Origin of the sequence: Pseudomonas lundensis (genome assembly GCF_002269125.1) — a bacterium.
Classification (GTDB): Bacteria; Pseudomonadota; Gammaproteobacteria; order Pseudomonadales; family Pseudomonadaceae; genus Aquipseudomonas; species Aquipseudomonas lundensis_A.
Map to the genome: position 1 here is coordinate 94,061 of NZ_NQKI01000006.1, position 20,481 is coordinate 114,541.

Here is a 20,481-nt window from a genome sequence, read left to right on the forward strand (position 1 = left end):
TTTTCGTCACGAATTTGGCAGAGGCCCTCTGGATTACCCGGAAGAGTCCCTGCCTGAGGCCCTCATTGGGGTAACCAACTGAAGGACCTGCGCCTTCTTCTTGCCGACCTGGGCAAAAGCCCCGCTGGCGATAGCTGTTTCTGTTATCTCGTTGATGGCGCGGCTGAAACTCCAGCCATTCGCGCGCATCAACTCCTCTACCCGCTGTCGCGTTTTGGGCGGCAGCCTTTCGAGCTCTACGGTCATTTGGCCCTCCAAAGGGGCTTCAGCCCGCGATATCTTCCTGTTTGTCCTGCATGAGCTCTTCGATGACGCCGTTGGAAACTGCCCACTCGATGATTTCGTAGAGATATGTGGCGTGCTGCATACGGGTCTTGCTGGCAGCTTTACGCAGAATCCGATCAAGCACTGGTTCGAAACGAACCTTCACCGGAATGGCGCGCTTTTGATTGGGGTCCATGTACATACGTCGATGCTCCTGGCTGATGAATTGGGTTTAAGCGGCTGTTAATGGCTGTTTTTCGGGAGGGAAGGCGTCATCCAGCTCGCACTCCGCGCCGAGCACATTTAAGGCGTTGACGATGAGTCGGGCCTCGCTGAGCCCTGGGCAACGAAGACCGGACTCGTAATTCGCCAGGCGGGATTGATTCCAGCCGAGCGCCCGGCGCAGCGCTGCCTGTGTGACGCCAGCCCTCTCGCGGATCATTCGGACTTGATTCATCTGGTGCTCCTTCATAATTAAACACAGGATAAACACGCATCGTGTTAAAGGCAAACACAATAAGTGAAAGCCGGGTATTTCAATTCGTGATTGAATCCCGCGAATGAACGAATCTTTAGCGCAGCGCATAAAGCGCCTCAGGAAAGAAGCTGGCCTCTCCCAGGCCCAGTTGGCAGATGCTTGCGGCTGGAAGTCTCAGTCGAGAGTGGGTAATTACGAGGCGGGGACCAGAGAGCCAAACCTGGCTGACATCTCCGCGATAGCCAAAGCGCTCAGAATTGATGACGCACAGCTACTGCTAAGCACACCACCAGCCGACCTTAGCCCCCTCAGCTTTGAGACTGCGCAGACCTCGGTCGCCCCAGGCAGCGCCGCCGATGCAGTCCGGGCAATGCTCGCCAAGAGCGGGAAGAATGTGCCGGAGGCTTTGAAGCAGAAAATTATTGCCGTAGCGGATACTGCAGACAGCAACGTCGTCACGGTGGACTTCTCCCGCCCCGGCCTTGTTGGGGACGAGGTATGGATTGCTCACTACGACGTGCGCGGAGCTTTGGGCGGCGGCGAAATTGCTCATGATTTCCCCGAGATGCTCCAGGACGTGCGCGTCAGCCCCTCCAAGCTCCGAGCCATGGGCGTCGAGTTCAAAGAGCACTTCCATCTGAAGATGATCACCGGCTGGGGGCAGTCCATGACGCCAACCATCAAGCATGGCGATCCGCTACTGGTCGATGTCAGCATCAAGGAATTCATCGGCGACGGGATTTACTTCTTCTCCTATCAGGGCTTCCAGTACATCAAGCGCCTGCAGATGAAGGGGAAAGACAAATTCAAGATGATCTCGGACAACCGTAAGCACAAAGCCGAGGACATTTTTATCGATGAGACCTACATCCAGGCGCGCGTGCTCCTCGTCTGGAATGCCAACTTGGTGTAATGCCATGCCCCTCACCAAGCCAAGCCAAGACCTCAAGCGCTACCTACAGGGCATCGCCTCAGACCTGAAGTGGTCGGCTGTCGATTTGGGGCGGATCACTGACTGGTTGAGTCAGTCCGGGAATGAGGCGGATGCGCAGGCGGTACTGAAGATGTGCACTGTGTTTCATGCTGGGGAGGATCGGCTGGCGGGGTATGCGGATGAGGTCGGAGCGGGGATTGTGCGGGGGAAGACTGAGTAGGTGGCGTGACGGGGATTTGTAGCGGTCAAACAATGCACGGAGCAAGACTTTAGATGGCGCAGCCTAAAACCATTCCTTACGATGATGCAATGCTGGCGGTTAACGCCAAAAAAATCTGGCCGAAGGGCGTGGTTTTTGACTGGAAATCGTCTTCAACAAAACGGTTTCCTGCACCTTATAGTTTCCGGGTCTCTCTCGCGCTCGACGAGACACAAACAAAATTCGCTGAGGACTGGTTTGTCGAGCTTTACTACAAAAAAAGCTCCGTGCCCGGTGTGAGAGATACTATCTCGATTACGTTCATCGTGAACAAATCCAGGGTCATAGCTATCGATGACAACGGCCACGGATCACACCTAAACAAAGTCGGCGTCGGGCTTCCTCAATACCAGCGCTCAATTGATTTTCCTCATCTGCACATTCCAATTCCCGAAAGCAGCTACGGTTATGCCGAACCGCTGAATAGCACTACTGTTCAGGAGCTTTGGGGTCTATTCTTGACGAAAGCGAACATTGCTGGAGCCCCAAGAATAGAGCTTCCCGAATCAGGACAAATGGATCTAATCGTATGAATTGCACATTAATCAGCAGCCAGCTCGGCTTTAAGTGCAAGCCAGTCACGGATGACGTCTTCTATCTGGAGTCGCCGCTGACTCTGGCTTTCGATGGAAATTTAATAGGCGCGTACGTCCAAAATCTTGGAAACGGGAATGTGCGCATAAGCGATAACGCCGACACGCTGTTTGCCGCGATCACCCATGGCGTGAAGCCAACCGCCGCAAAAGGCCGAAAGCTGGCCGAGCTTGTGGAAATGAGCGGTCTTGAGCTTTCGGATGACGGTGAAATTTTCAAATCGTGCAGCGAAGATCAGCTCGCCTATTACCTGGCCCGCTTCATAGAAGCAGCGGAGCACGTCAGCTTCGCTTGCAACAAGCTCCGTCCATCGCCTATCTCGCGGTTTGATCGGGTGGTCGAAACGGCACTTCGCTCGGCATTCGCTGCCAGCTTGAAAACCGATTTCCATATCATCGGCGCCAGCGGACACCAACTAACTTTGCCATTTGCTATTACGGGAGAGGATCGGGAGACAACTCTGATTCAGACGATCCCAACCAAGCACGGAAAGGTAGACTGGAGCCTGGTATATCGGGCCGTTGGTAAAATGCTCGATATCAAAAACGCCCACGGCAATACACACAGAAAGGTTGTTCTTGAGCCTGGCGACGAGGATGACAATCGGAAGGCCGCTACAGCGCTTGCTGATGCTGCAGAGGTGGTTATCTATACGGGGTCAACCCACCTGATCCAGGCATTTGCCGCCTAAACCCGAGCCCGGCCCAGCGCCGGGCTTCTTGTATCTGGCGATCCCCTGCCCTGTTAAGGTAGCGTTCTCAGATCGCAATGGACGCATCGAAGAATGGACTTACGGAAGACATTGGCAGCTGCCCTACTAATATCGGTTAGCACGCAGGCCGTGTCAGGTGACGACGCCAACCCTATCGCTGCCGCGATATTTCTGACCATTTGCGCGCCGACCCTTTTAATTGGGGCTACCACGTCTCTCACGACCGAGCCGCCAGAGGTTTTCAAGTCAGCCAAGACCGACGCCCTGGCGTTCATTGGTTCGGACGGAGAGATTCGCGGGGCCCAGTTTGAGCAGGCCTCCAGATACTACCGCTCGACCAGCGCACCGCCGCTTATGTCAGACACGCAACTGGCCCTGGCGATTGCAGTACTCCCCTGAGTCTTCCTTGGCGGCGGAAGTGTTGTAGCGGAACATCCCTGCCATAAATGGTGGCTGTGCGCCACGAATGGTAAAGTGCGGGCCTTTCATATGGAGAGCTTAAGGATGAAGGCTTCAATAGTAGGGATTTCTATCGCCGCCCTGGTCGCAGTCTGCTGCTGGTTTGGGTGGGGCGCCTACCAGAGTCACCAAGAGAGCAGCCAGGCATTAAGCGCGGTTCAGGCATCGGCGGTTTTATTCGAAAGGCAGATTTCTGCTCGGGATGAGGATGGCATAACCCTTGCTGAGTACTCGAGTCGCGCATCCGGCACATTGGAGTCACTGGATAAAGAGGCTGGCAAGCTGGCCTCGGTGGACTGGTCTCACCGCCCTGCTGACAGAGATGTAGCGCTCGCATTCATTGACGGGTGCAAGGCAATGACAAGACTCGCTTCCGCTAGGGTCCGCCTTATGGTGGAGGAGAGTAACGCCCAGGAAGCATATGATCGGGCCACCAAGGAACTCCACGAGGCCTCATCTTCAGAAAGGGAGTGGAAGCATAAAAGGTTCGCTTCTGCTTCAGATGATCTGATAGCCACACTTCAGAAGAAGATCGATGAATCCAAAGGCGCAAAAGGAAAAATTGAGAAGTTTCTTGCCGCTGATGATGCCGTGAAAACTGCCTTTGGCGAGAACAAAGGGCTCTCCAAGCCCGTCGCCGAAGACTTCAGGAAAAGCATCTCGCCTCCCCCTCCAGAAAAAGATAGCGACGCGAAAAGCTAGTCTTTCGTGAAGCCTCGAAGCCCGCCACTGAGCGGGCTTTTTATGCCTATCAGAAAGGCGCTGGCTCCTCCTCTACCGCCTCGACCACTTCAATTGGGCGCTCATCATCCGCGCTTGCTTCCCACCTTAGCGTCACCGTCTCGTCATCGTTGAAGGTAATGTCGATGCCGTCCGTCTCGGCCAGCAAGCCCATTACCTCGCCCCACTCCCTATCCCCGTCGGTATCCAGCCGATGAATCTTCACCCAGCGCCGCTCTTGCGAAAATGGGTGATTGATCATTCCTGAAACTCGCAGCCCCAGGCGTTCCACTCCGGACATCTCAACTCGTACTGCTGGTTTCGCCTTCGCCTGCGCCATACCCATACACTCCTCCTTTGCTGTACATATAACCAGTAGTAGAAAAATCATAGCTCGACCATGTAGCAGGCGTAAACAGATTTCGGCCGTGTTTATTTGCAAAAATAAATCACATTTTGTGTTGACGAAATAAACACGATGCGTGATAGTTCACCCCATCGAGTCACCCAACAGGGACTCGCCAGGGCCTCACGGCTCGCCGCTCTTTAAAAACTTGATGAACGCCGAGCTGGCCGATGCATAGCCAGCGGACGTACCGCGCAACGGTACGCAGCGATTCGACCTAATGTCGGCGCTGGGCATAGGAGACCTCATTCGGAGGGCGCAGCTGGAGAGGCTGCGTGGTGGCAAGTAAGCGTCTGGCCTTGGGACCTTGATCCCCTGTCGCGCTGAAAGTCATCAACGGGAAAGCGACCGTTGGCCTATGCAAGGAATAGAGATTACCGGCCCGCCGAGTGTGGGCCGGATGCTCTCCAGGTGGCCCTATCTCAGGGCCACGCGGAAAGCAGGAGAAGCAGATGCAGCTTCACATTGATGTTGATGCGACAAAAACAATCGCACTAATTGAATCCATGCGAGCCGACCTAGCTGCCCTTAAACAGATTCCCGAGTTTCCCGTCGATGAACTCCTTCGCCTTGGTGATGGCCTGCTCTCTCACCTCGCCGTAGGGGGCGGATGCGCCACAGTCGTTGCATGTGATGGTCGACTCGTCGTTCAGGTCGTCGGGGTGCTGGAAGTCTTTGCAGCCGCACTTGCTGCACTGAAGCTCTATGTTCATGCGGTATTGCCTCAACGGTTGTAGGGACTGGAGAGGCTAGCACGGCCCGGCGTGGGTAAATATCCGGGCACCAAATTCAAGTCGGATGCTCTCCAGGTGGCCCTACTCAGGGCCACGCGGAAAGCAGGAGAGTGAGATGAACGAAGAACAGATTGAGCGGTTTCGCCAGATTATTCAGGAGATCGCGACGGATGAAAGCGTCACTTTTGATGAGGCTTTCGCCATCGCTTCAAACTACCTGGCCTACTGGGTAAGTGAAATGCCCAAAGGAAGACCTTCCGCTGGCGGCGGTAGTTCGTCTCAGGCTAGTCGAAGCCAGCCAGACCAGTCGCTTGACTCAGAGACAAACACTGAAGGATCGGCAGGGTAGGAGAAGGGGGCGGCAATAGTCTTAACTTTCTCCCTCAGCTCATAGGTTCCCAGCGAGCTTGCTCCGTAGTAGGTGCCAGGCGGCATCCTGAGAACCCCATTATCCCCTTGAACCGTCCTTTTGAGGCCAAGCGATTCCAGTGCCTTATGCAGGTCTGCGTATTCCTCGCCGTCAGCCTTGAAGATCTCAACCCGCACCATGTAATTCGCCATAACTGCATTCCTTGTTTCGACTGTGGAGGCCGAAGCATATGGTTTTCCCTCGACTGTGGAAAGCGAGGAAACAGGGAGCCTGCCCCTGTAAAAACAGGCGACCACATTGATTCAAGCCGGTGACCGACGCCAGTAGCGGGTCACGGCGGAAAGCATCACTGAGCAGCCTTCTCGCGAGGGCTGCTTGGGATGACAACCGGGAGTAAGTGAAATGCCGAAGTACATGCTCGACTACATCCGGCTTTGCCGGGAATGCAGCCTTGATCTGCGCACGATCGGCAACATGATCAGCATCGTGATTCCAACTCTGCAGCGTGAGGCGGCAGGACTGCGCAGCGCGGTGAGCGAGTTTTCCGGAGCCTTCCCTGAGCTAGAGCAAGACGCCGAACTGCTGGAGTCAGCCATACGCGCAGGCCTCCAGCGCTGTTCGCCTCAGCCACACCAGCAAGAGCTGTTCGCAGCATGACGGACCTTTTCACTGATGCCCATCCAGAGCGGTGGGCATTGGGAAAACAACCGAGGGCAAGACAATGACGCAAACATTTGAACAGGGCTGGGCTGCTCGCTCGTTCGGAGAGCAGTTCCCAGGCATGGATGCTAAAGATGCTGAGCGCCTGGACCGCCTGAATCATGCGATCACAGACCTGTACATGGCCGACATGCTGACGGATAGCCAAATCAAGGCTATCAGGGAGAAGAAGATGCCCAAAGCCGTCAGCAAGGCGGTGGCGAGGATGAAGGCAAGCGCTACGTCAGCCTGACGCAAACTGCCCGAGGCCCTGGTACTCCCCAGCACCAGGCTGCATCGGAGTGTGATTTGTGGATCGGTTCGACGGTATGAAGGCCGGTATCGCCACAGATACGCAGCGTAAGGCGACGGGCGCCCGGTAGCCGAACGCGTAAGTCTTCCAGGTTCGATTCCTGGGCAGATCACACCCCGATGCGGACGAGTACACACCGCGAAAGCGGCCCCTGCATTCACCAACCACCCAGCACGGAGGATTTGCACCCATGCACCAGTAACCGATCCACCCGCGTGGCACAGCAAGCCTGAAGGCTGCGCCCAACACCCATACAGGCAGCGGACAGCAGGGCCGACGATGTGACCGCGCATCAACCGGAGTTCCGGTAGGCACAACCGAAATGACGACGATGTACCGCAGGCGAGTCCGAGGGCATAGCTGGCCAGACTTGACGCACGGGAGGAAGCGCTCCCCGCCTGCATCCCCCTCCCCCGACATCACTCGCATGCACTCCCCTCCGCGCCCAACGGCAACCAGCGGAGCGGATGAGTGCAGCCGGGTTTTGTTGGATCAACCACAGAGGATTCAGTCATGGACTACATGGCAGACCAGATGGACCGCCAGATTGAAGGCGCCCAGCTTGCCCACGATGACGCAATGCTTGCTGGTCGTTCGGCAGCGTTTCCTTCTGCGCCAGATCACCAGTGTGGTCGCGAGTACGGCATCACCATCCGCGACCACTTCGCAACTCACGCCATGCAGGCGCTGATTTCAACTGCGGTTCGCCCAAGCATTTTCGGGCTGGATGGCGCCGAAAGCGATACCGCCAAAGCCGCTTACAAGATGGCGGACGCAATGCTCGCTTCTCGTGCCTTCCTGTGCACCGCCTAACCCCAAACACTGGAGGTCGCCATGGCCCGCACTTACGAATATTGGACGGTCAAGGGCGGCGAGGACGTTGCCATCAGCCTGACCGTCGCATATTTCTCAGCCCGAAAAGGCAACTTCAGCTCCCAAGCCGCTGATCCCGACGAGTACTTCGGACATTGCGAAATCAATTGGGAGTCGAAAGACGACACCAGCTTCATGACTGAATCAGAAATCGCCTCGATGGAAGAATGGCTTGTAAACGAGCATTCCGAGTATCTGGCCGATCAGGACTACTACGACTAACCCGCCACCCTGGAGGCGACCATGAACGCAGCATTGAAGATATGCCAAGAGCGTTACGACGCTCAGTTGCCTCCAGATATCAGCGAGGCGAACCCGGAACAGGAATGGCTGGAACACTCGGCCGAGCAGTTGGTGTGCGGCATGGACATCAAGTGGAAGCGGCGCTTTGGCCGTCCGCAGGTCGTGACCTTCGACCGGTACTGCACCTATCTGCAAGGCATCCTGAATCAGCGCCAAATAGACGGACTGGATGAGCGCGACTCACTCGCCCGACTGTTCCTTTCGGCAATCCTTGGAAGTCAGAGCGATGCCAGGACACACGTCGCCGACCTGATCGGCCAGCAGCGTCCCATAGAAGCCGCCGAGCGCATCGCCATGGAGCTTCTGAAGCCATACGCCGCCGACGCTGTTGCAGCAGAACGGGAAGAGCGTGAAGACGATGTGGATGGTGATCTATGAGCCCTCACGTACTGATCGGCGAAGAGCTTGAGACCCTTGAAGATAGCCAAACACCGGTCAGCTGGTCGGTGATGATCCAGAAAACGCTGAGCGAAATGATGCTAGACGATCGCATCACCATCGCCGAATTCAACCACTACTGCGGGCGCCTCAACAAGATTGTTGCCCGGCGCAAGGAGGTGTCATGACCATCATCGCCGGATCATTTACAGGAATCGTGGAAGCCTTGAGAAATCGAGGCTTCTTGCTTTTGGCCGAAGTGAAATGGATCGAGCAGCCTTGCAAGTGTGCGGGCCGCTGGACTTGCAAGGTGAGCGTATGAAAATTGATCTGAGCAAAAAACCAGAAGGCGCAACCCATATAAACCCGCATTCGGGCCTTTGGATTAAGTGCTTTGGCGGAAACTCTGGAAGCTATCAGTTCTTCAAGGATGGCGAGTGGGAAATGGGGTTTGGCTGCATGAGCAACTCTTACCTTGAGATTGCCCAGCCTGAACCCTGGACCGGCGAAGGCCTGCCGCCTGTTGGGATGGTGTGTGAAGCGATGCTTCCGAGCATGAACCACCAGTGGGCTGAAGCCGTGGTGGTTTGGCATCACCCTGAGCATGAAGGCTCTGCTGTGGGTGTGCGAAGCGGTGGTCGCTTGACTGGATGGTCAAGTGCGTTTCGCCCTATTCGCACGCCCGAGCAGATCGCGGCGGAAGAGCGAGAGAAGGCCGTATTTGAAATTGCCCATATCCTGATCGATAACCGCCATGACTCAGCCGAATACCATCAGGCGGGTCGAATCTACGACGCCGGATTTCGCAAGCAGCCATCGCCATGACCGCCCACCAGCGCACCCGGCGCATGCTCATCTGGCGCGGCTCTTTCTCTGCCCTCGCCGTCTGCACCGTCCTGATGTTGCTCAGCGCTTACGCCGACCGCATCACTCAATAACCCAAGCATTCAATCGCTGCGCATGTCGCGGCAAGGATTTCCCGTGAGCGCAGTAATGAAGCAGGAAGATCAATTGCCTGCCATGTCTGAGGCGGCACTTGTTGAAGTGCTGAGCAGCAGCCTCTACCCGGGCGCAGAAAAGAACTCGGTGGTGATGGTGTTGGCTTACTGCCAGGCCGCGCACTTGGACCCAATGTTGAAGCCGGTGCACATCGTCCCGATCTGGAATTCGAAGACGAAAAAGATGCAGGACACGGTGATGCCGGGCATCGGCCTGTACCGCATTCAAGCGGCACGCACCGGCCAGTACGCCGGAATCAGCGAGCCTGAATATGGCCCTCCAGTAACGGCGAAGTTGAGCGGCGTAGAAGTCACGTATCCCGAATGGTGCCGCGTGACCGTCAAGCGGCAGATGAGCAACGGGCTGGTGGCCGAGTACACCGCCAACGAGCGCTGGCTTGAGAACTACGCGACTTCGAGCAAGGACACCGCGGCGCCCAACGCCATGTGGAAGCGTCGAGCATTTGCCCAGCTCGCCAAATGCGCCGAGGCCCAGGCCCTGCGCAAAGCGTTTCCTGAAGTTGGATCGGCGCCAACGGCTGACGAGATGGAAGGCAAGGCCTTCGAGGAGCCGGCACGCGATGTCAGCCCACGACAGCAAGCCCAACCTGAGCCAGAAGCGCTGACCGCCTACTCCGACGAACTGCTGACCGAGAACATCGTGAAGTGGCAGCCACTTATAGACTCGAACCGCACGAGCCCTGAACACCTCATTGCGACCATCAGCAGCAAGTACACGCTGAGCCCGGCGCAGATTGAAAAAATCACCAACCTCAAAGCCCTCGATGGAGATTCAGCATGAAAATTCACAACGTAGCTCAAGGCTCCGCCGAGTGGCTTGCCCTTCGCGCCAGGTTCCGTACAGCCTCCGAAGCCCCGGCAATGATGGGCGCCTCGAAGTACCAAACCCGCACGGACCTGCTGGCAGCCAAAAAGACCGGCATCACGCCGGACATCACGCCCTCTCAGCAGTTTATCTTCGACAAAGGTCACGCTACTGAAGCCCTGGCCCGCCCACTGACTGAAGCGCTGATCGGCGAAGAGCTTTATCCGATCGTTGCTACCGAGGGCAACCTGCTGGCATCCATGGATGGCGCCACGATGCTCGGCGAGACGCTGTTCGAACACAAGCTGTGGAATGAGTCGGTCGTGGCCCAGGTGAAAGCCGGCGACCTGGCTCCGCATTACTACTGGCAGCTTGAGCAGCAACTGCTGGTGAGCGGCGCTGAGCGGGTTATCTTTGTTTGCTCGGACGGCACGCCGGAGAACTTCGTGCACATGGAGTACCGGCCCGTAGCCGGGCGCGCGGCCCAGTTGGTCGAAGGCTGGAAACAGTTCGAGGCCGACCTAGGCAACTTCGAAATGGCCGAGGCGCCGTCGATTGTCGTCGGCAAGGCCCCGGACGAGCTGCCAGCGCTGCGCATTGAGCTGACCGGCATGGTTACCGCCAGCAACCTGAAAGTGTTTGAGCAGTCGGCACTGGCGGTCATTGACTCGGTAAAAACCACGCTGACCACTGACCAAGACTTCGCCGACGCGAAGAAAGCCGTCAAGTGGTGCGGCGATGTTGAAGACGCAGTGACGGCGGCGAAGAAACAGGCGCTTTCGCAAACCCAGACCATCGACGAGCTTTTCAGCGCACTGGAGCGCATCAGCAAGCATGCCCGCGAAACCCGCCTGAAGGTCGACAAATTGGTGAAGGCGCAGGAGCTCGCCGTAAAGACCAACATCAAGCAGAAGGCCGAACAGGCGCTGATCGATCACGTCGCGGCGATCAACAAAACCCTGGGCAAGGTAGTCCTGCCGAGCGTGCACGCGGACTTCGTCGGCGCCATGAAGAACAAGCGCACCATCGCCAGCCTGCAGGACGCTGTTGATACCGAGCTGGCCCGGGCGAAGATCGATGCGAGCCAAACGGCCGACAGCATTCGCTTGAACCTGACAAGCCTTGCCGAACTGGCCGCCGACCACGCTTTTCTGTTCAACGACCTTCAGCAATTGGTTATGAAGGCCAATGACGACCTGGTGACGCTGGTCAAGTTTCGGATCGATGAGCATCAGAAGGCCGAAGCAGTCAAAGCGGAAACCAAGCGCCTGGCGGACGAAGCCGAACAGAAGCGTCTGGCTGAGGTAAAGCCTGCTCCAGTCGTTGAAGCCGCTCCACAGCCTGCCCCCGCGGTTGCCCGAGTTGCTGCAGTTCCGTCTACGAAGGTCCAGGCCAAACCAGTACGTCACGAAGCGCGAGTCACTGACATGGAAGCGTTGGTCAAGGCAGTCGCGGCCGGAGAGGTCCCTATTTCGGTGCTGACGGTCAACTGGCAAAACCTCGACGACATGGTTGAGTCGCAAGGCTCTGAATTCAATATGCCGGGGGTAACCCTGGAGCAGGTGGCAGCATGATGACCACAGAACTGAGCGCAATTCAGCGCAACAGCGTCGAATCGGCGCGCCTGGCTGCGGCCATGGCCGAGTTTGAAATGCGTGGCGGCGAGGTGCGGCAGGTAGGGGTTTTCCGGCCTGAGCCGAAGCCGCCACGGAAAAGCTGGATCGACCCCGACACGGTACTCAAGCGCAAAGGCGTGCTATTCACGCGGGCTGAGCGGTTCAGGCTGCGCAAGCTGGCGGAGGCGATATGAGCAAAGTCCGCAAGCCCTGCAACCGGCGCGCTCAGATTGACCGGTCCCGCCGCGCCCTGGTGCGAACCAATCACGCTGCAGTGGTCGACGTTCAGCCGCCCGATCGACAGGTGATGCTGAACTGGAAGAACTGCCGACAGATCACCAGCCTCCCAGTGGCCAACGCCCTTTGCGACCTGGCCCACCGCTGGACGATCTACATGAGCGTCTTCTGCCAGCAGCCGGACGGCAGCCAGTACAGCAAGTCAACCGAGTTCTCGCCCGTCGGCGTGCACCTGGTGGCGAATCTGGAACAGCTGATGATCGAGAAGCATGCAGAGCTGGTCGCGGCGAGCAACCCGAATCACATGATCGGGTCGGGCTGGCTCGCCATACCGGACGACGTGACGCTCACTGAGGTCGAGGCCAACCGCGTATTCACCGCCATGGGCGTGTGGCGCCAGCGGGCCCAGGCAGCATGAGGCGCATTAGTAAGCAGGTTCGAACCCGGCGCAGAGCCGAACAACTAAAAATTCCACCGAGCGGTATTCAGTATGACCCCAATCTGGCGTTACCTCACTCAATCGGCCGGCATGACGGCTCAGATGCTGGCCGAGTCGACCGGCATGACCATCCAGGCAGTGCGCGCAGACCTTGCCGAACTTGAACTGAAGGGCAAGACCGCCCGAGAGCGCGCAGCAATCGGCAAGCCGCACTTGTGGTGGCGCGCTGAGAAACGCCCGGTAGATGGCCTTCATGTCCTTCTGGTCATGGCGCTGGCCGCCGAGCTTCAGCCGTCCGCCGCGATACTCAAGGAAGTGCTGGCAGATGTCGGCAGTAGAGCCAAGAGCCCGGCAATCAGCAAGATCGTCGCGATGTGCGCTATGTCGAAAGCGCCCCGCGAGATCATCTGGGCATCGCTCGAAAACCTCGATCATGAGGATGAAGCGCTGAGGGCTGCGTGATGGCACTGAGTCAGAAGCAACGGGACGAGCGGACATCGCTCAGGCGGTCCAAGGCTCAGGAAGAGGAATTGCGGCTACGGGTCAGGCCAGGCACACGGCAGGCACTGGCCGACCTGATGGAGTGGTCAGGCATTACTGAGCAGGGCGAGGCGATGACGCTGATGATCCACCATCTGCACGCAATGGGCGCTGCGAAATGCCAGCCTCTGCTGAATCCGCCGCGCCACGAAATCGAGATATCGCAAAACGTGGCGCGGGAATTTCGCAATAAAAGCCTTCTCGCGATACAGAAAGACCCGGGCGACGAAATCATCGAACCCGCATAACCCACCCTACTCGCTGCATCCGGTCACGCGGAGGGCGGCGCCTGACTGGAGATAATCCATGAACGCAGTAGCTGCCCCGGCATACGGGGAGATTGTTGATGATGTCGCTGAGTTCTTCGCGCCGATGGCGGGCGATGCAATTGACGGCCTGTTGGGTCGCTACGACTCGGCCCGGAGGAGCATCGAAGCGCTTCATGATTTCGTGATAGCTGGCGGGAAAGCTGGTGCGCTGAACTACTTCCTCGACGGTAATGGCGATAACGGGCGACACGGAACAATCTCGGTAGAACGCCTATTCCAGCTTCCAGGTGCTATAGCATCACTCAACTCGTCATATTGGGGAGAAGCCCTGGCGCTGACAGATGTTTACGACGCAATGCCTCAGAAGCGCCGCAACGAATGGAACGAGCAGATTCGCGAGCACAAAGCACCAGACTTTGAAGAAAGCACGGTGCGGGCAACACTGAGCGAATTACTTGCGGCCCGCGCTAAGTTCTTCGCTGAACGGGTGGACGGGATATTCCAGGCGCTTTCTGGCGAGCACGTAACGAACTCACCCTCGGCTTTCGGTAAGCGAATGATCGTCGCCCGTATGCTGACCTACTACGACACCGTGGACCATGACCGTGCGGGCTACCTGAATGACTTGCGTTGCATCATTGCAAAGTTCATGGGTCGGGAGGAGCCGAGCCACAACAGCACCGGACCACTTCTGGAGATTCTGCGGCGAAACACCGGCCAGTGGCATTCGGTAGATGGTCACGCAATGAAGATCCGGCTTTACAAGAAAGGCACAGCGCACATTGAGATTCACCCGGAAATGGCCTGGCGCCTAAATTCGGTATTGGCCAGCATCTACCCTTCCGCCATTCCTGCCAGCTTCCGCACTAAACCTGCACGCAGAACCAAAGAGTTCCAGATGGTTGGCCGCCCTTTGCCCTTCACGGTAGTAAATGCGCTGGCGGGGATGAAGCAGCAGCCTTGCAAGCCGGTACAGGTGGACCACTGGAGCCTGCCACGCGAGCCGCTGACAGATAACGCCAACGCCCTGCAGTTTAGCTATGACCGACACAGCGCAATCACCCAGGCAGAAGCGGAGAAGGTTCTAGCTATGATCGGCGGAGTAAAGCGCACGGCCGGTGGGCACTCTTGGTTCGAGTTCGATTTCAACCCGCGCTCTGCTCTGGACGAAATCATCTCGAGCGGGTGCATTCCCGATCAGAAAGCTCACCAGTTCTACCCGACCCCTGAAAACGTTGCCGCAGCAGCCGTTGAAATGGCGCAGATCGAGCCCGAGCATAGCTGCCTTGAGCCTAGCGCCGGTATGGGTGGATTGGCCGACCTGATGCCAAAAGCGAAGACGGTTTGCATCGAAATCAGCGACCTTCACTGCGAAGTATTGAAAGCCAAGGGTTACTACGTCGAGTGCGCCGACTTTCTGAAATGGCAGATCACCGGCAAGTACGACCGCATCGTTATGAACCCGCCATACAGCGAAGGTCGCTGGCAGGCTCACATTGAGCGTGCAGCATCCATGCTCAAGCTCGGTGGGCGGTTAGTCGCAGTTTTGCCGGCTAGCGCGAAAGGTAAAGACGTGCTGCCAGGTCTGAAGCATGAGTGGTCACAGATCTACAACAACGAATTTGCCGGCACCAGCGTATCGGTTGTGATCCTCTCCGCCTCAGCCGCATAACTCCCACACTCCACCGCCCGGGCATGCCCGGCAAGGAAACAGCTGTGTCCGAAGTAAAGCGTTACCACGTAACCGAAACAGGGCTTGTAGAGGGTGAATCACTGGGGAGGCTCAGTGTTGTGCTGGCGGCTGACTTCGACCGCGTAACCGCCGAGCGTGACGCGGCGCTGGCTGAGCTTGGGCGCTATCAGTCACTTTTCAATCAGGCGCAGAAGGCAATCGACCGCCTGAACGAACTTCATCGTAAGCGCATGGCTGAAATTGGACGGCGCCTGACCGCAGCGGATGAGCGGGTGGATACAGCCATCTCGCTTCTGGAGTGCGTTCTTGATACCGGAGAATTGACAAGAGAAAAGCATCTGGATCTTGAAGCTGATATCTGCCGGTTGGTTACCGACTTTTGGGGCGACCGAAAATCGGCACGCATTCCGTCACCACCTCGTTGCCCGGATTGCGGCTACACCGAGCAGGATTGCCGGGAGCAGATGGACCACCACCTTTGTGGCTCTCCTGAACCAGCTCCTGCGCGTAATCCATGAAATCCAAACTCCCTGCCTACAGCTGGTGCCTGCTGGCACTGGCACAACTGATTTGCTGAAACATCTGTAACCCCTCCCCCTTCAAAGTCAGCCGCTATAGCGGCAAGGACGAAGTCATGTCTGCACAAAAGCCAATCATCATGTACGACGCTCCAGAAGCAGCCAGCCTCAAAACGGTGACTGGCTGGGTTTCTGCTGATGGCCGTTTTTTCGGCAACAATGAGGACCTTGCCCGCTATTCCGGCGCGACTCATCGCCGTTGCGAAGTGAACCCAGAGCATAAAATCTATGAGGTGAACAGCTACTGCAAGGAATGCCACCAGGCAAGGCGCCGAGCGAAGTTTGCGGCGATGCCCATCAAAGAGTGGTCAGGGGAACCGCTGGTTTTCTTTGACAGCGACCAGTACTTCTTCGATGTGGACAGCTTGCGCGACTACCTGATCGAAAGCGATATCGACCTGGCTGATCTGCAGCTCTGCATCTGCGAACCCAATTACCCCAGCCAGATCGATCCAGCAGACCACTTCTGCGATGACTTGCCGGAGGACGGCGAGATCCGCGACGACCAGTTGCTCGCAGCGTTCGATCTGCTGAACGAGATGATCCGCCAGTCAGAGCCCTTGTCGTGGTCCGAAGGCGAGTACGTCGCGCAGCTTCCTCAATCGCTCATCGATGAAATCGCGGCGGCGCGGGTGACGCCATGATCGCCACCCTCTGGTTCGCCTACCGGCCCACATTGAGGCTCAGGCGATCTTACTTATCTCACACTGAGCGTCACGCTTCGGATGCTTGGCTATGCAAAGAAGGTATGAGCGCCAAGCCTTGAATGCTAACTGCTGCCTATCAAAAGCTGCCTGCCATTGCTCACCGCCGACAAGCTCGATGGGAATGGACATCATTAGCTCAGTCGCAAGATCAAGCTCCTCGACGAGCGCGCGCCCATTAGGCATATCAAGAATTAGAGATCGCATAGCTGCCTATCTATTTTAGGTTATTGATCGACCTTCCAAAGCAGTAAAAGTTCTTGGAAGCCCAGCAAGGGGCGCGATCGAAATATGGTTTTGTGATCTAGAACCACTTTTCGCAGGCAAAACCCTACTCCCAATCCCCCTACATGCCTGCCGGTGAGCGGCGGGCGAGGTATTCCTATGTCAGCAGTTCAGCGATTCCACGAAGCAGCCAACGACGCCCTGGTCAAACTCAGCGAGTACTGCCTGCCAGGCGCGAAGCTTGCCCTGGTCATTGTCACCCCGGGCGAGCCGGAGCGAGACATCATCCTGGAAGACCAGGGCCTGGATAGAAACGAAGTGGTCAGCGCGCTGCGCCGGCGCGGCCTGAGCATCGACGGCGACAACGCCTACAAGCGCGACCTGTGCGACACGATTGTAGGGGCACTGGCTTTGGGTGCCCAGAACTCCAGCCCGCCGCCGGTGGATCACTGGGCGCAGCAGTTCTGGCAGATAGGCAGAGAGGAGCGTGCCGGGTGCGAAGAGTTGGTCGCGGCACTGACCCTTGCAGTCGAGCGCTGGACCCTGCTGGCAAACGAGTTCAAGCACACCACCCCGGAGCATGAGCGAGAACTCGCCGTGATCTCGCAAGCCAGGGACGCCATCTCCAAGGCCACCCGCTAACCCACCTTCTGCTGCCCAGCGCGGCAAGGAGCATCACCATGGCGACAGCCGAGAAGCTGGGCGATGAGTCCGGCCATGACAAGGTCACCGAAAAGCGGATGGCCGAACTGCTGGGCACCACGCCGAAAGCCCTGCAGCGCAAACGAGAACGTAACATCATCCCAGCCGGCGTCTGGTCGAAAATCGACGGGCGAATCATGTACAGCAAATGGAGGTATGACGAATGGCTAGAGAGCCAATGGAGCTGCCCACCGGAGTTGAGCTTGTCGGGAAGTCGATCAGGATCAGGTTCTCCTGGAACAAGAAGCGGCACTGCGAAACGCTCACTCTCCCGCAAACCGCTCGGGGAATCGCAGCAGCCGAGGCTTTACGTTCTCAAGTAATACAGCTGGCCAAGCTGGGCGCGCTTACACCGGAGAAATACAGGGAGTTGTTCCCTAATAGTCGGAGCGACTCCACTGGGCAAATGCCCATATTTTTCGATTACGCCCAGGACTGGCTGAACAGCCTCCAGATCGAAGACAGCACGCGCAAGAACTACAGAAGCACCATGCAAAACTACTGGGTACCGCACCTGGCCACGTACCCGCTCGACAAGATCACGCCGGTGCTCATGCGGAAAATCGTCAATGGTATTACGTGGACTTCGCCAATCCGCAGGAAGGGCGCCATACGGCTGGTGACCGGCCTGCTGACCCAGGCCGTGAATGATGAGTTGATTCTGAGGAACCCGGCCAACTCGATCCCGCCGACGCGTGTCACCAAGCGCGAGATCGACCCGTTCAGTCGCGAAGAGGCTGACGAATTGATCGAGAAGCTGTACGAAGTGACGAGCGGCTTGCAGGCTATTTACGCGTGTTTTTTTGAGTTTTCTTTCTATACAGGAATGCGTCCAGGCGAGGCGATGGCCCTGCGCTGGAGCGAGGTTGATACGCGCTCTCGGCGCGCCAAGGTGTGCCGTATCAGGCTGTACGGCAAGATCAAGGAGAGGACCAAAACGAAGGTCTCGCGGGAAGTTTTATTGAACGATCGAGCCTTGCAGGCACTCGAAAAAGCCAGACTACTTACGGCGGCGCGCTCTGATTACGTTTTCGCGCCGGAAGGCTCGGGTGAAAGATCAGAGCTGTACATCCGATCCGAAACTGGGGCTAAGCGTTATTGGTTGTCAGCCCTGCGCAAGAGCGGAATACGGTATCGCCGGATGTACGACACCAGGCACACCTACGCAACAATGTGCCTGATGTCCGGAATGAATCCCGCATTCATCGCTGCGCAACTTGGACACAGCGTCCAGGTACTGCTTTCGACCTATGCCAAGTGGATCAGCTCTTCGAGCGATTTCGCGGAGCTTGAAAAGCTGGATTTACCGAAAAACGGTACAAAATTGGTACTTGAATCACGGTAGATACGCCTAGGCCCAGCAAATACAAGGCCCAATGGAATATGTGCGGATTAGCTGGAGAGTTACGTTTTGATCAACAACCTGCCGACCTGGCAGCCATCGAACGCATCACCCACCACCTTGCACCCCGTGGCCCCGATGCCTGGGGATTTCACAGCCAAGGGCCGATAGCCCTCGGGCATCGCCGGCTGAAAATCATGGACCTGTCCGATGGTTCAGCCCAGCCAATGATCGATAGCCAATTGGGCCTTTCACTGGCGTTCAACGGTGCGATCTACAACTTCCCCGAACTGCGCGCTGAACTCGAAGCCCTCGGTTATGCCTTTTACTCCGGGGGCGACACCGAAGTGTTGCTCAAGGGTTATCACGCGTGGGGCGAGGCGTTGCTGCCCAAGCTCAATGGCATGTTTGCCTTTGCCATTTGGGAGCGTGGTGCCAAGCGCCTGTTCATTGCCCGCGACCGTTTGGGCGTGAAGCCACTGTACCTGTCGCGCACCGGCGAACGCTTGCGCTTCGCCTCTACCCTGCCGGCCCTGCTCAAAGGCGGCGACATCAGCCCGATGCTCGATCCGGTTGCATTGAACCACTACCTGAATTTCCACGCCGTGGTGCCAGCACCGCGCACCCTGATTGCCGGTATCGAAAAACTGCCGCCTGCCACGTGGCTTCGCATCGACGCCCAAGGCAATACCGAACAGCACACTTGGTGGACGTTACCGTATGGCCCTCACGCCGACGAAACTCACCTGACACTGGAAGACTGGCGCGACCGTGTACTCGACAGCACCCGTGAAGCTGTGGCTATTCGCCAGCGCGCAGCGGTGGATGTCGGCGTACTGCTCTCGGGCGGCGTGGACTCCAGTTTGTTGGTGGGGCTGTTGCGGGAAGTCGGCGTACAAGACTTGTCGACCTTTTCCATCGGTTTTCAGGACGCAGGTGGCGAACGCGGGGACGAATTCCAGTATTCGGACCTGATTGCCAAGCACTACGGCACGCGTCATCACCAACTGCGCATTGGCGAACACGAAATCATTGAGCAACTGCCCGCAGCGTTCCGCGCCATGAGCGAGCCAATGGTCAGCCATGACTGCATCGCGTTTTACTTGCTGTCGCGGGAAGTCGCCAAGCATTGCAAAGTGGTACAGAGCGGCCAGGGCGCCGATGAACTGTTTGCCGGCTACCACTGGTACCCGCAGGTCGATGGCGCCAGCGATCCCTATGCCGCCTATCGCGAGGCTTTTTTTGATCGCAGCTATGACGATTACAAAGCCACTGTGCAGCCACAGTGGCTAACGGCCAATGACGCCGCCGGGGACTTTGTACGCGAGCACTTCGCCCAGCCCGGTGCCGATGCTGGCGTGGACAAGGCGCTGCGGCTGGACAGCACGGTGATGCTAGTGGATGACCCGGTCAAACGCGTCGATAACATGACCATGGCCTGGGGCCTTGAAGCCCGTACGCCGTTTCTCGACTACCGGCTGGCCGAACTGTCAGCGCGTATCCCGGCACGTTTCAAACTGCCGGATGGCGGCAAGCAAGTGCTAAAAGAAGCTGCGCGGCTGGTGATCCCCAGTGAAGTCATTGACCGTAAGAAAGGTTACTTCCCGGTCCCCGGCCTGAAACACTTGCAAGGCGACACCCTGAACTGGGTGCGTGATTTGCTGCTCGACCCCAGCCAGGACCGCGGCCTGTTCCAGCCTGCCATGCTGGACCGCCTGCTGACCCACCCGCAAAGCCAGTTAACGCCGCTCAACGGCTCCAAGTTGTGGCAACTGGCCGCCCTGAACCTGTGGCTGAGCGAACAAGGAATCTAACC

33 protein-coding genes are annotated in these 20,481 nt (G+C 57.5%); 28 read left to right on the forward strand and 5 right to left on the reverse strand.

The window, feature by feature from the left end; all coding sequences use genetic code 11:
* Nucleotides 1-33 precede the first annotated feature (33 nt).
* From CJF39_RS05945 to CJF39_RS05955, 3 genes are read right to left on the reverse strand one after another with little or no spacing between them, the layout of a single operon-like run.
* Nucleotides 34-246, reverse strand: coding sequence for a hypothetical protein (locus CJF39_RS05945; protein WP_094992586.1), 213 nt, complete (start codon nt 244-246; stop codon nt 34-36).
* A gap of 19 nt (nt 247-265) precedes the next feature.
* Nucleotides 266-466 (reverse strand): hypothetical protein, encoded by a 201-nt coding sequence (locus CJF39_RS05950; protein WP_034120602.1) that lies wholly within the window; start codon nt 464-466, stop codon nt 266-268.
* Nucleotides 467-496: 30 nt separating this feature from the next.
* Nucleotides 497-721 (reverse strand): helix-turn-helix transcriptional regulator, encoded by a 225-nt coding sequence (locus CJF39_RS05955; protein WP_047274381.1) that lies wholly within the window; start codon nt 719-721, stop codon nt 497-499.
* Nucleotides 722-824: 103 nt separating this feature from the next.
* Between CJF39_RS05955 and CJF39_RS05960 the strand changes: the two genes are divergently transcribed.
* From CJF39_RS05960 to CJF39_RS05985, 6 genes are all read left to right on the forward strand, one after another.
* A complete protein-coding gene (locus CJF39_RS05960) occupies nt 825-1,655 on the forward strand; it encodes an XRE family transcriptional regulator (protein WP_048375914.1) in 831 nt (276 codons plus the stop codon).
* A gap of 4 nt (nt 1,656-1,659) precedes the next feature.
* Nucleotides 1,660-1,896 carry a hypothetical protein gene (locus CJF39_RS23260; RefSeq protein ID WP_094992587.1) on the forward strand — a complete coding sequence of 79 codons (237 nt, stop codon included), beginning with the start codon at nt 1,660-1,662 and terminating at the stop codon, nt 1,894-1,896.
* A gap of 53 nt (nt 1,897-1,949) precedes the next feature.
* The gene (locus CJF39_RS05970; RefSeq protein WP_094992588.1) at nt 1,950-2,468 is read left to right on the forward strand and encodes a hypothetical protein; all 519 of its coding nucleotides are present in this window, start codon (nt 1,950-1,952) and stop codon (nt 2,466-2,468) included.
* Nucleotides 2,465-3,220 (forward strand): DUF1828 domain-containing protein, encoded by a 756-nt coding sequence (locus CJF39_RS05975; protein WP_094992589.1) that lies wholly within the window; start codon nt 2,465-2,467, stop codon nt 3,218-3,220. Before CJF39_RS05970 ends, CJF39_RS05975 begins: the two co-directional genes overlap by 4 nt.
* Before the next feature lie 93 nt (nt 3,221-3,313).
* Entirely contained in the window at nt 3,314-3,640 is a 327-nt protein-coding gene (locus CJF39_RS05980) for a DUF2388 domain-containing protein (protein ID WP_094992590.1), read from the forward strand.
* Between the two features lie 105 nt (nt 3,641-3,745).
* The gene (locus CJF39_RS05985; protein WP_094988681.1) at nt 3,746-4,402 is read left to right on the forward strand and encodes a hypothetical protein; all 657 of its coding nucleotides are present in this window, start codon (nt 3,746-3,748) and stop codon (nt 4,400-4,402) included.
* A gap of 49 nt (nt 4,403-4,451) precedes the next feature.
* Here CJF39_RS05985 and CJF39_RS05990 read toward each other — a convergent pair whose 3' ends face one another.
* The gene (locus tag CJF39_RS05990) at nt 4,452-4,760 is read right to left on the reverse strand and encodes a DUF1654 domain-containing protein (RefSeq protein ID WP_094987795.1); all 309 of its coding nucleotides are present in this window, start codon (nt 4,758-4,760) and stop codon (nt 4,452-4,454) included.
* A gap of 584 nt (nt 4,761-5,344) precedes the next feature.
* A complete protein-coding gene (locus CJF39_RS23630; RefSeq protein ID WP_024013555.1) occupies nt 5,345-5,539 on the reverse strand; it encodes an ECs_2282 family putative zinc-binding protein in 195 nt (64 codons plus the stop codon).
* A gap of 136 nt (nt 5,540-5,675) precedes the next feature.
* Here CJF39_RS23630 and CJF39_RS22765 point away from each other — a divergent pair, with 136 nt between their 5' ends.
* The 22 genes from CJF39_RS22765 to CJF39_RS06100 all read left to right on the forward strand — a co-directional run bounded on the left by CJF39_RS22765 (nt 5,676) and on the right by CJF39_RS06100 (nt 20,479).
* Complete coding sequence (locus CJF39_RS22765; RefSeq protein WP_141232165.1) at nt 5,676-5,909, forward strand: hypothetical protein; 234 nt, start codon at nt 5,676-5,678, stop codon at nt 5,907-5,909.
* A gap of 423 nt (nt 5,910-6,332) precedes the next feature.
* Nucleotides 6,333-6,587 carry a hypothetical protein gene (locus CJF39_RS06005; RefSeq protein ID WP_047282135.1) on the forward strand — a complete coding sequence of 85 codons (255 nt, stop codon included), beginning with the start codon at nt 6,333-6,335 and terminating at the stop codon, nt 6,585-6,587.
* 64 nt (nt 6,588-6,651) lie between these two features.
* Nucleotides 6,652-6,882, forward strand: coding sequence for a hypothetical protein (locus CJF39_RS06010; protein WP_047282194.1), 231 nt, complete (start codon nt 6,652-6,654; stop codon nt 6,880-6,882).
* Nucleotides 6,883-7,455: 573 nt separating this feature from the next.
* Entirely contained in the window at nt 7,456-7,755 is a 300-nt protein-coding gene (locus tag CJF39_RS06015) for a hypothetical protein (RefSeq protein ID WP_094987771.1), read from the forward strand.
* 21 nt (nt 7,756-7,776) lie between these two features.
* Nucleotides 7,777-8,037 (forward strand): hypothetical protein, encoded by a 261-nt coding sequence (locus CJF39_RS06020; RefSeq protein ID WP_094987772.1) that lies wholly within the window; start codon nt 7,777-7,779, stop codon nt 8,035-8,037.
* 21 nt (nt 8,038-8,058) lie between these two features.
* Nucleotides 8,059-8,496, forward strand: coding sequence for a hypothetical protein (locus tag CJF39_RS06025; protein ID WP_094988679.1), 438 nt, complete (start codon nt 8,059-8,061; stop codon nt 8,494-8,496).
* Nucleotides 8,493-8,684 carry a hypothetical protein gene (locus CJF39_RS06030; RefSeq protein WP_047274360.1) on the forward strand — a complete coding sequence of 64 codons (192 nt, stop codon included), beginning with the start codon at nt 8,493-8,495 and terminating at the stop codon, nt 8,682-8,684. Before CJF39_RS06025 ends, CJF39_RS06030 begins: the two co-directional genes overlap by 4 nt.
* Nucleotides 8,681-8,818 carry a hypothetical protein gene (locus CJF39_RS22960; RefSeq protein ID WP_162843711.1) on the forward strand — a complete coding sequence of 46 codons (138 nt, stop codon included), beginning with the start codon at nt 8,681-8,683 and terminating at the stop codon, nt 8,816-8,818. The genes CJF39_RS06030 and CJF39_RS22960 overlap by 4 nt, the downstream gene beginning before the upstream one ends.
* The gene (locus CJF39_RS06035) at nt 8,815-9,321 is read left to right on the forward strand and encodes a hypothetical protein (protein ID WP_094992591.1); all 507 of its coding nucleotides are present in this window, start codon (nt 8,815-8,817) and stop codon (nt 9,319-9,321) included. The genes CJF39_RS22960 and CJF39_RS06035 overlap by 4 nt, the downstream gene beginning before the upstream one ends.
* Before the next feature lie 168 nt (nt 9,322-9,489).
* Nucleotides 9,490-10,296: a phage recombination protein Bet gene (gene bet, locus CJF39_RS06040; RefSeq protein ID WP_094992592.1), complete on the forward strand. Its 807-nt coding sequence runs from the start codon at nt 9,490-9,492 to the stop codon at nt 10,294-10,296.
* Complete coding sequence (locus CJF39_RS06045) at nt 10,293-11,894, forward strand: YqaJ viral recombinase family protein (RefSeq protein ID WP_094992593.1); 1,602 nt, start codon at nt 10,293-10,295, stop codon at nt 11,892-11,894. The genes bet and CJF39_RS06045 overlap by 4 nt, the downstream gene beginning before the upstream one ends.
* On the forward strand, nt 11,891-12,130 hold the full coding sequence (locus CJF39_RS06050; protein ID WP_048375893.1) for a hypothetical protein: 240 nt from the start codon (nt 11,891-11,893) through the stop codon (nt 12,128-12,130). Before CJF39_RS06045 ends, CJF39_RS06050 begins: the two co-directional genes overlap by 4 nt.
* On the forward strand, nt 12,127-12,591 hold the full coding sequence (locus CJF39_RS06055; RefSeq protein WP_048375890.1) for a hypothetical protein: 465 nt from the start codon (nt 12,127-12,129) through the stop codon (nt 12,589-12,591). Before CJF39_RS06050 ends, CJF39_RS06055 begins: the two co-directional genes overlap by 4 nt.
* 72 nt (nt 12,592-12,663) lie before the next feature.
* On the forward strand, nt 12,664-13,074 hold the full coding sequence (locus CJF39_RS06060) for a hypothetical protein (protein ID WP_141232166.1): 411 nt from the start codon (nt 12,664-12,666) through the stop codon (nt 13,072-13,074).
* Nucleotides 13,074-13,400 carry a hypothetical protein gene (locus tag CJF39_RS06065; protein ID WP_094992595.1) on the forward strand — a complete coding sequence of 109 codons (327 nt, stop codon included), beginning with the start codon at nt 13,074-13,076 and terminating at the stop codon, nt 13,398-13,400. Before CJF39_RS06060 ends, CJF39_RS06065 begins: the two co-directional genes overlap by 1 nt.
* A 58-nt stretch (nt 13,401-13,458) precedes the next feature.
* A complete protein-coding gene (locus CJF39_RS06070; protein ID WP_094992596.1) occupies nt 13,459-15,093 on the forward strand; it encodes a class I SAM-dependent methyltransferase in 1,635 nt (544 codons plus the stop codon).
* A 44-nt stretch (nt 15,094-15,137) separates the two neighbouring features.
* Complete coding sequence (locus tag CJF39_RS06075) at nt 15,138-15,632, forward strand: hypothetical protein (RefSeq protein ID WP_094992597.1); 495 nt, start codon at nt 15,138-15,140, stop codon at nt 15,630-15,632.
* A 116-nt stretch (nt 15,633-15,748) separates the two neighbouring features.
* Nucleotides 15,749-16,336: a hypothetical protein gene (locus tag CJF39_RS06080; protein WP_094992598.1), complete on the forward strand. Its 588-nt coding sequence runs from the start codon at nt 15,749-15,751 to the stop codon at nt 16,334-16,336.
* Nucleotides 16,337-16,780: 444 nt separating this feature from the next.
* The gene (locus CJF39_RS06090) at nt 16,781-17,263 is read left to right on the forward strand and encodes a hypothetical protein (RefSeq protein WP_047274342.1); all 483 of its coding nucleotides are present in this window, start codon (nt 16,781-16,783) and stop codon (nt 17,261-17,263) included.
* 38 nt (nt 17,264-17,301) lie between these two features.
* A complete protein-coding gene (locus tag CJF39_RS23265) occupies nt 17,302-17,646 on the forward strand; it encodes a helix-turn-helix domain-containing protein (protein ID WP_240478008.1) in 345 nt (114 codons plus the stop codon).
* A complete protein-coding gene (locus tag CJF39_RS06095) occupies nt 17,547-18,668 on the forward strand; it encodes a tyrosine-type recombinase/integrase (RefSeq protein WP_249275325.1) in 1,122 nt (373 codons plus the stop codon). Before CJF39_RS23265 ends, CJF39_RS06095 begins: the two co-directional genes overlap by 100 nt.
* A 38-nt stretch (nt 18,669-18,706) precedes the next feature.
* The gene (locus CJF39_RS06100) at nt 18,707-20,479 is read left to right on the forward strand and encodes an N-acetylglutaminylglutamine amidotransferase (RefSeq protein WP_094992599.1); all 1,773 of its coding nucleotides are present in this window, start codon (nt 18,707-18,709) and stop codon (nt 20,477-20,479) included.
* The last annotated feature ends 2 nt before the right edge of the window (nt 20,480-20,481 follow it).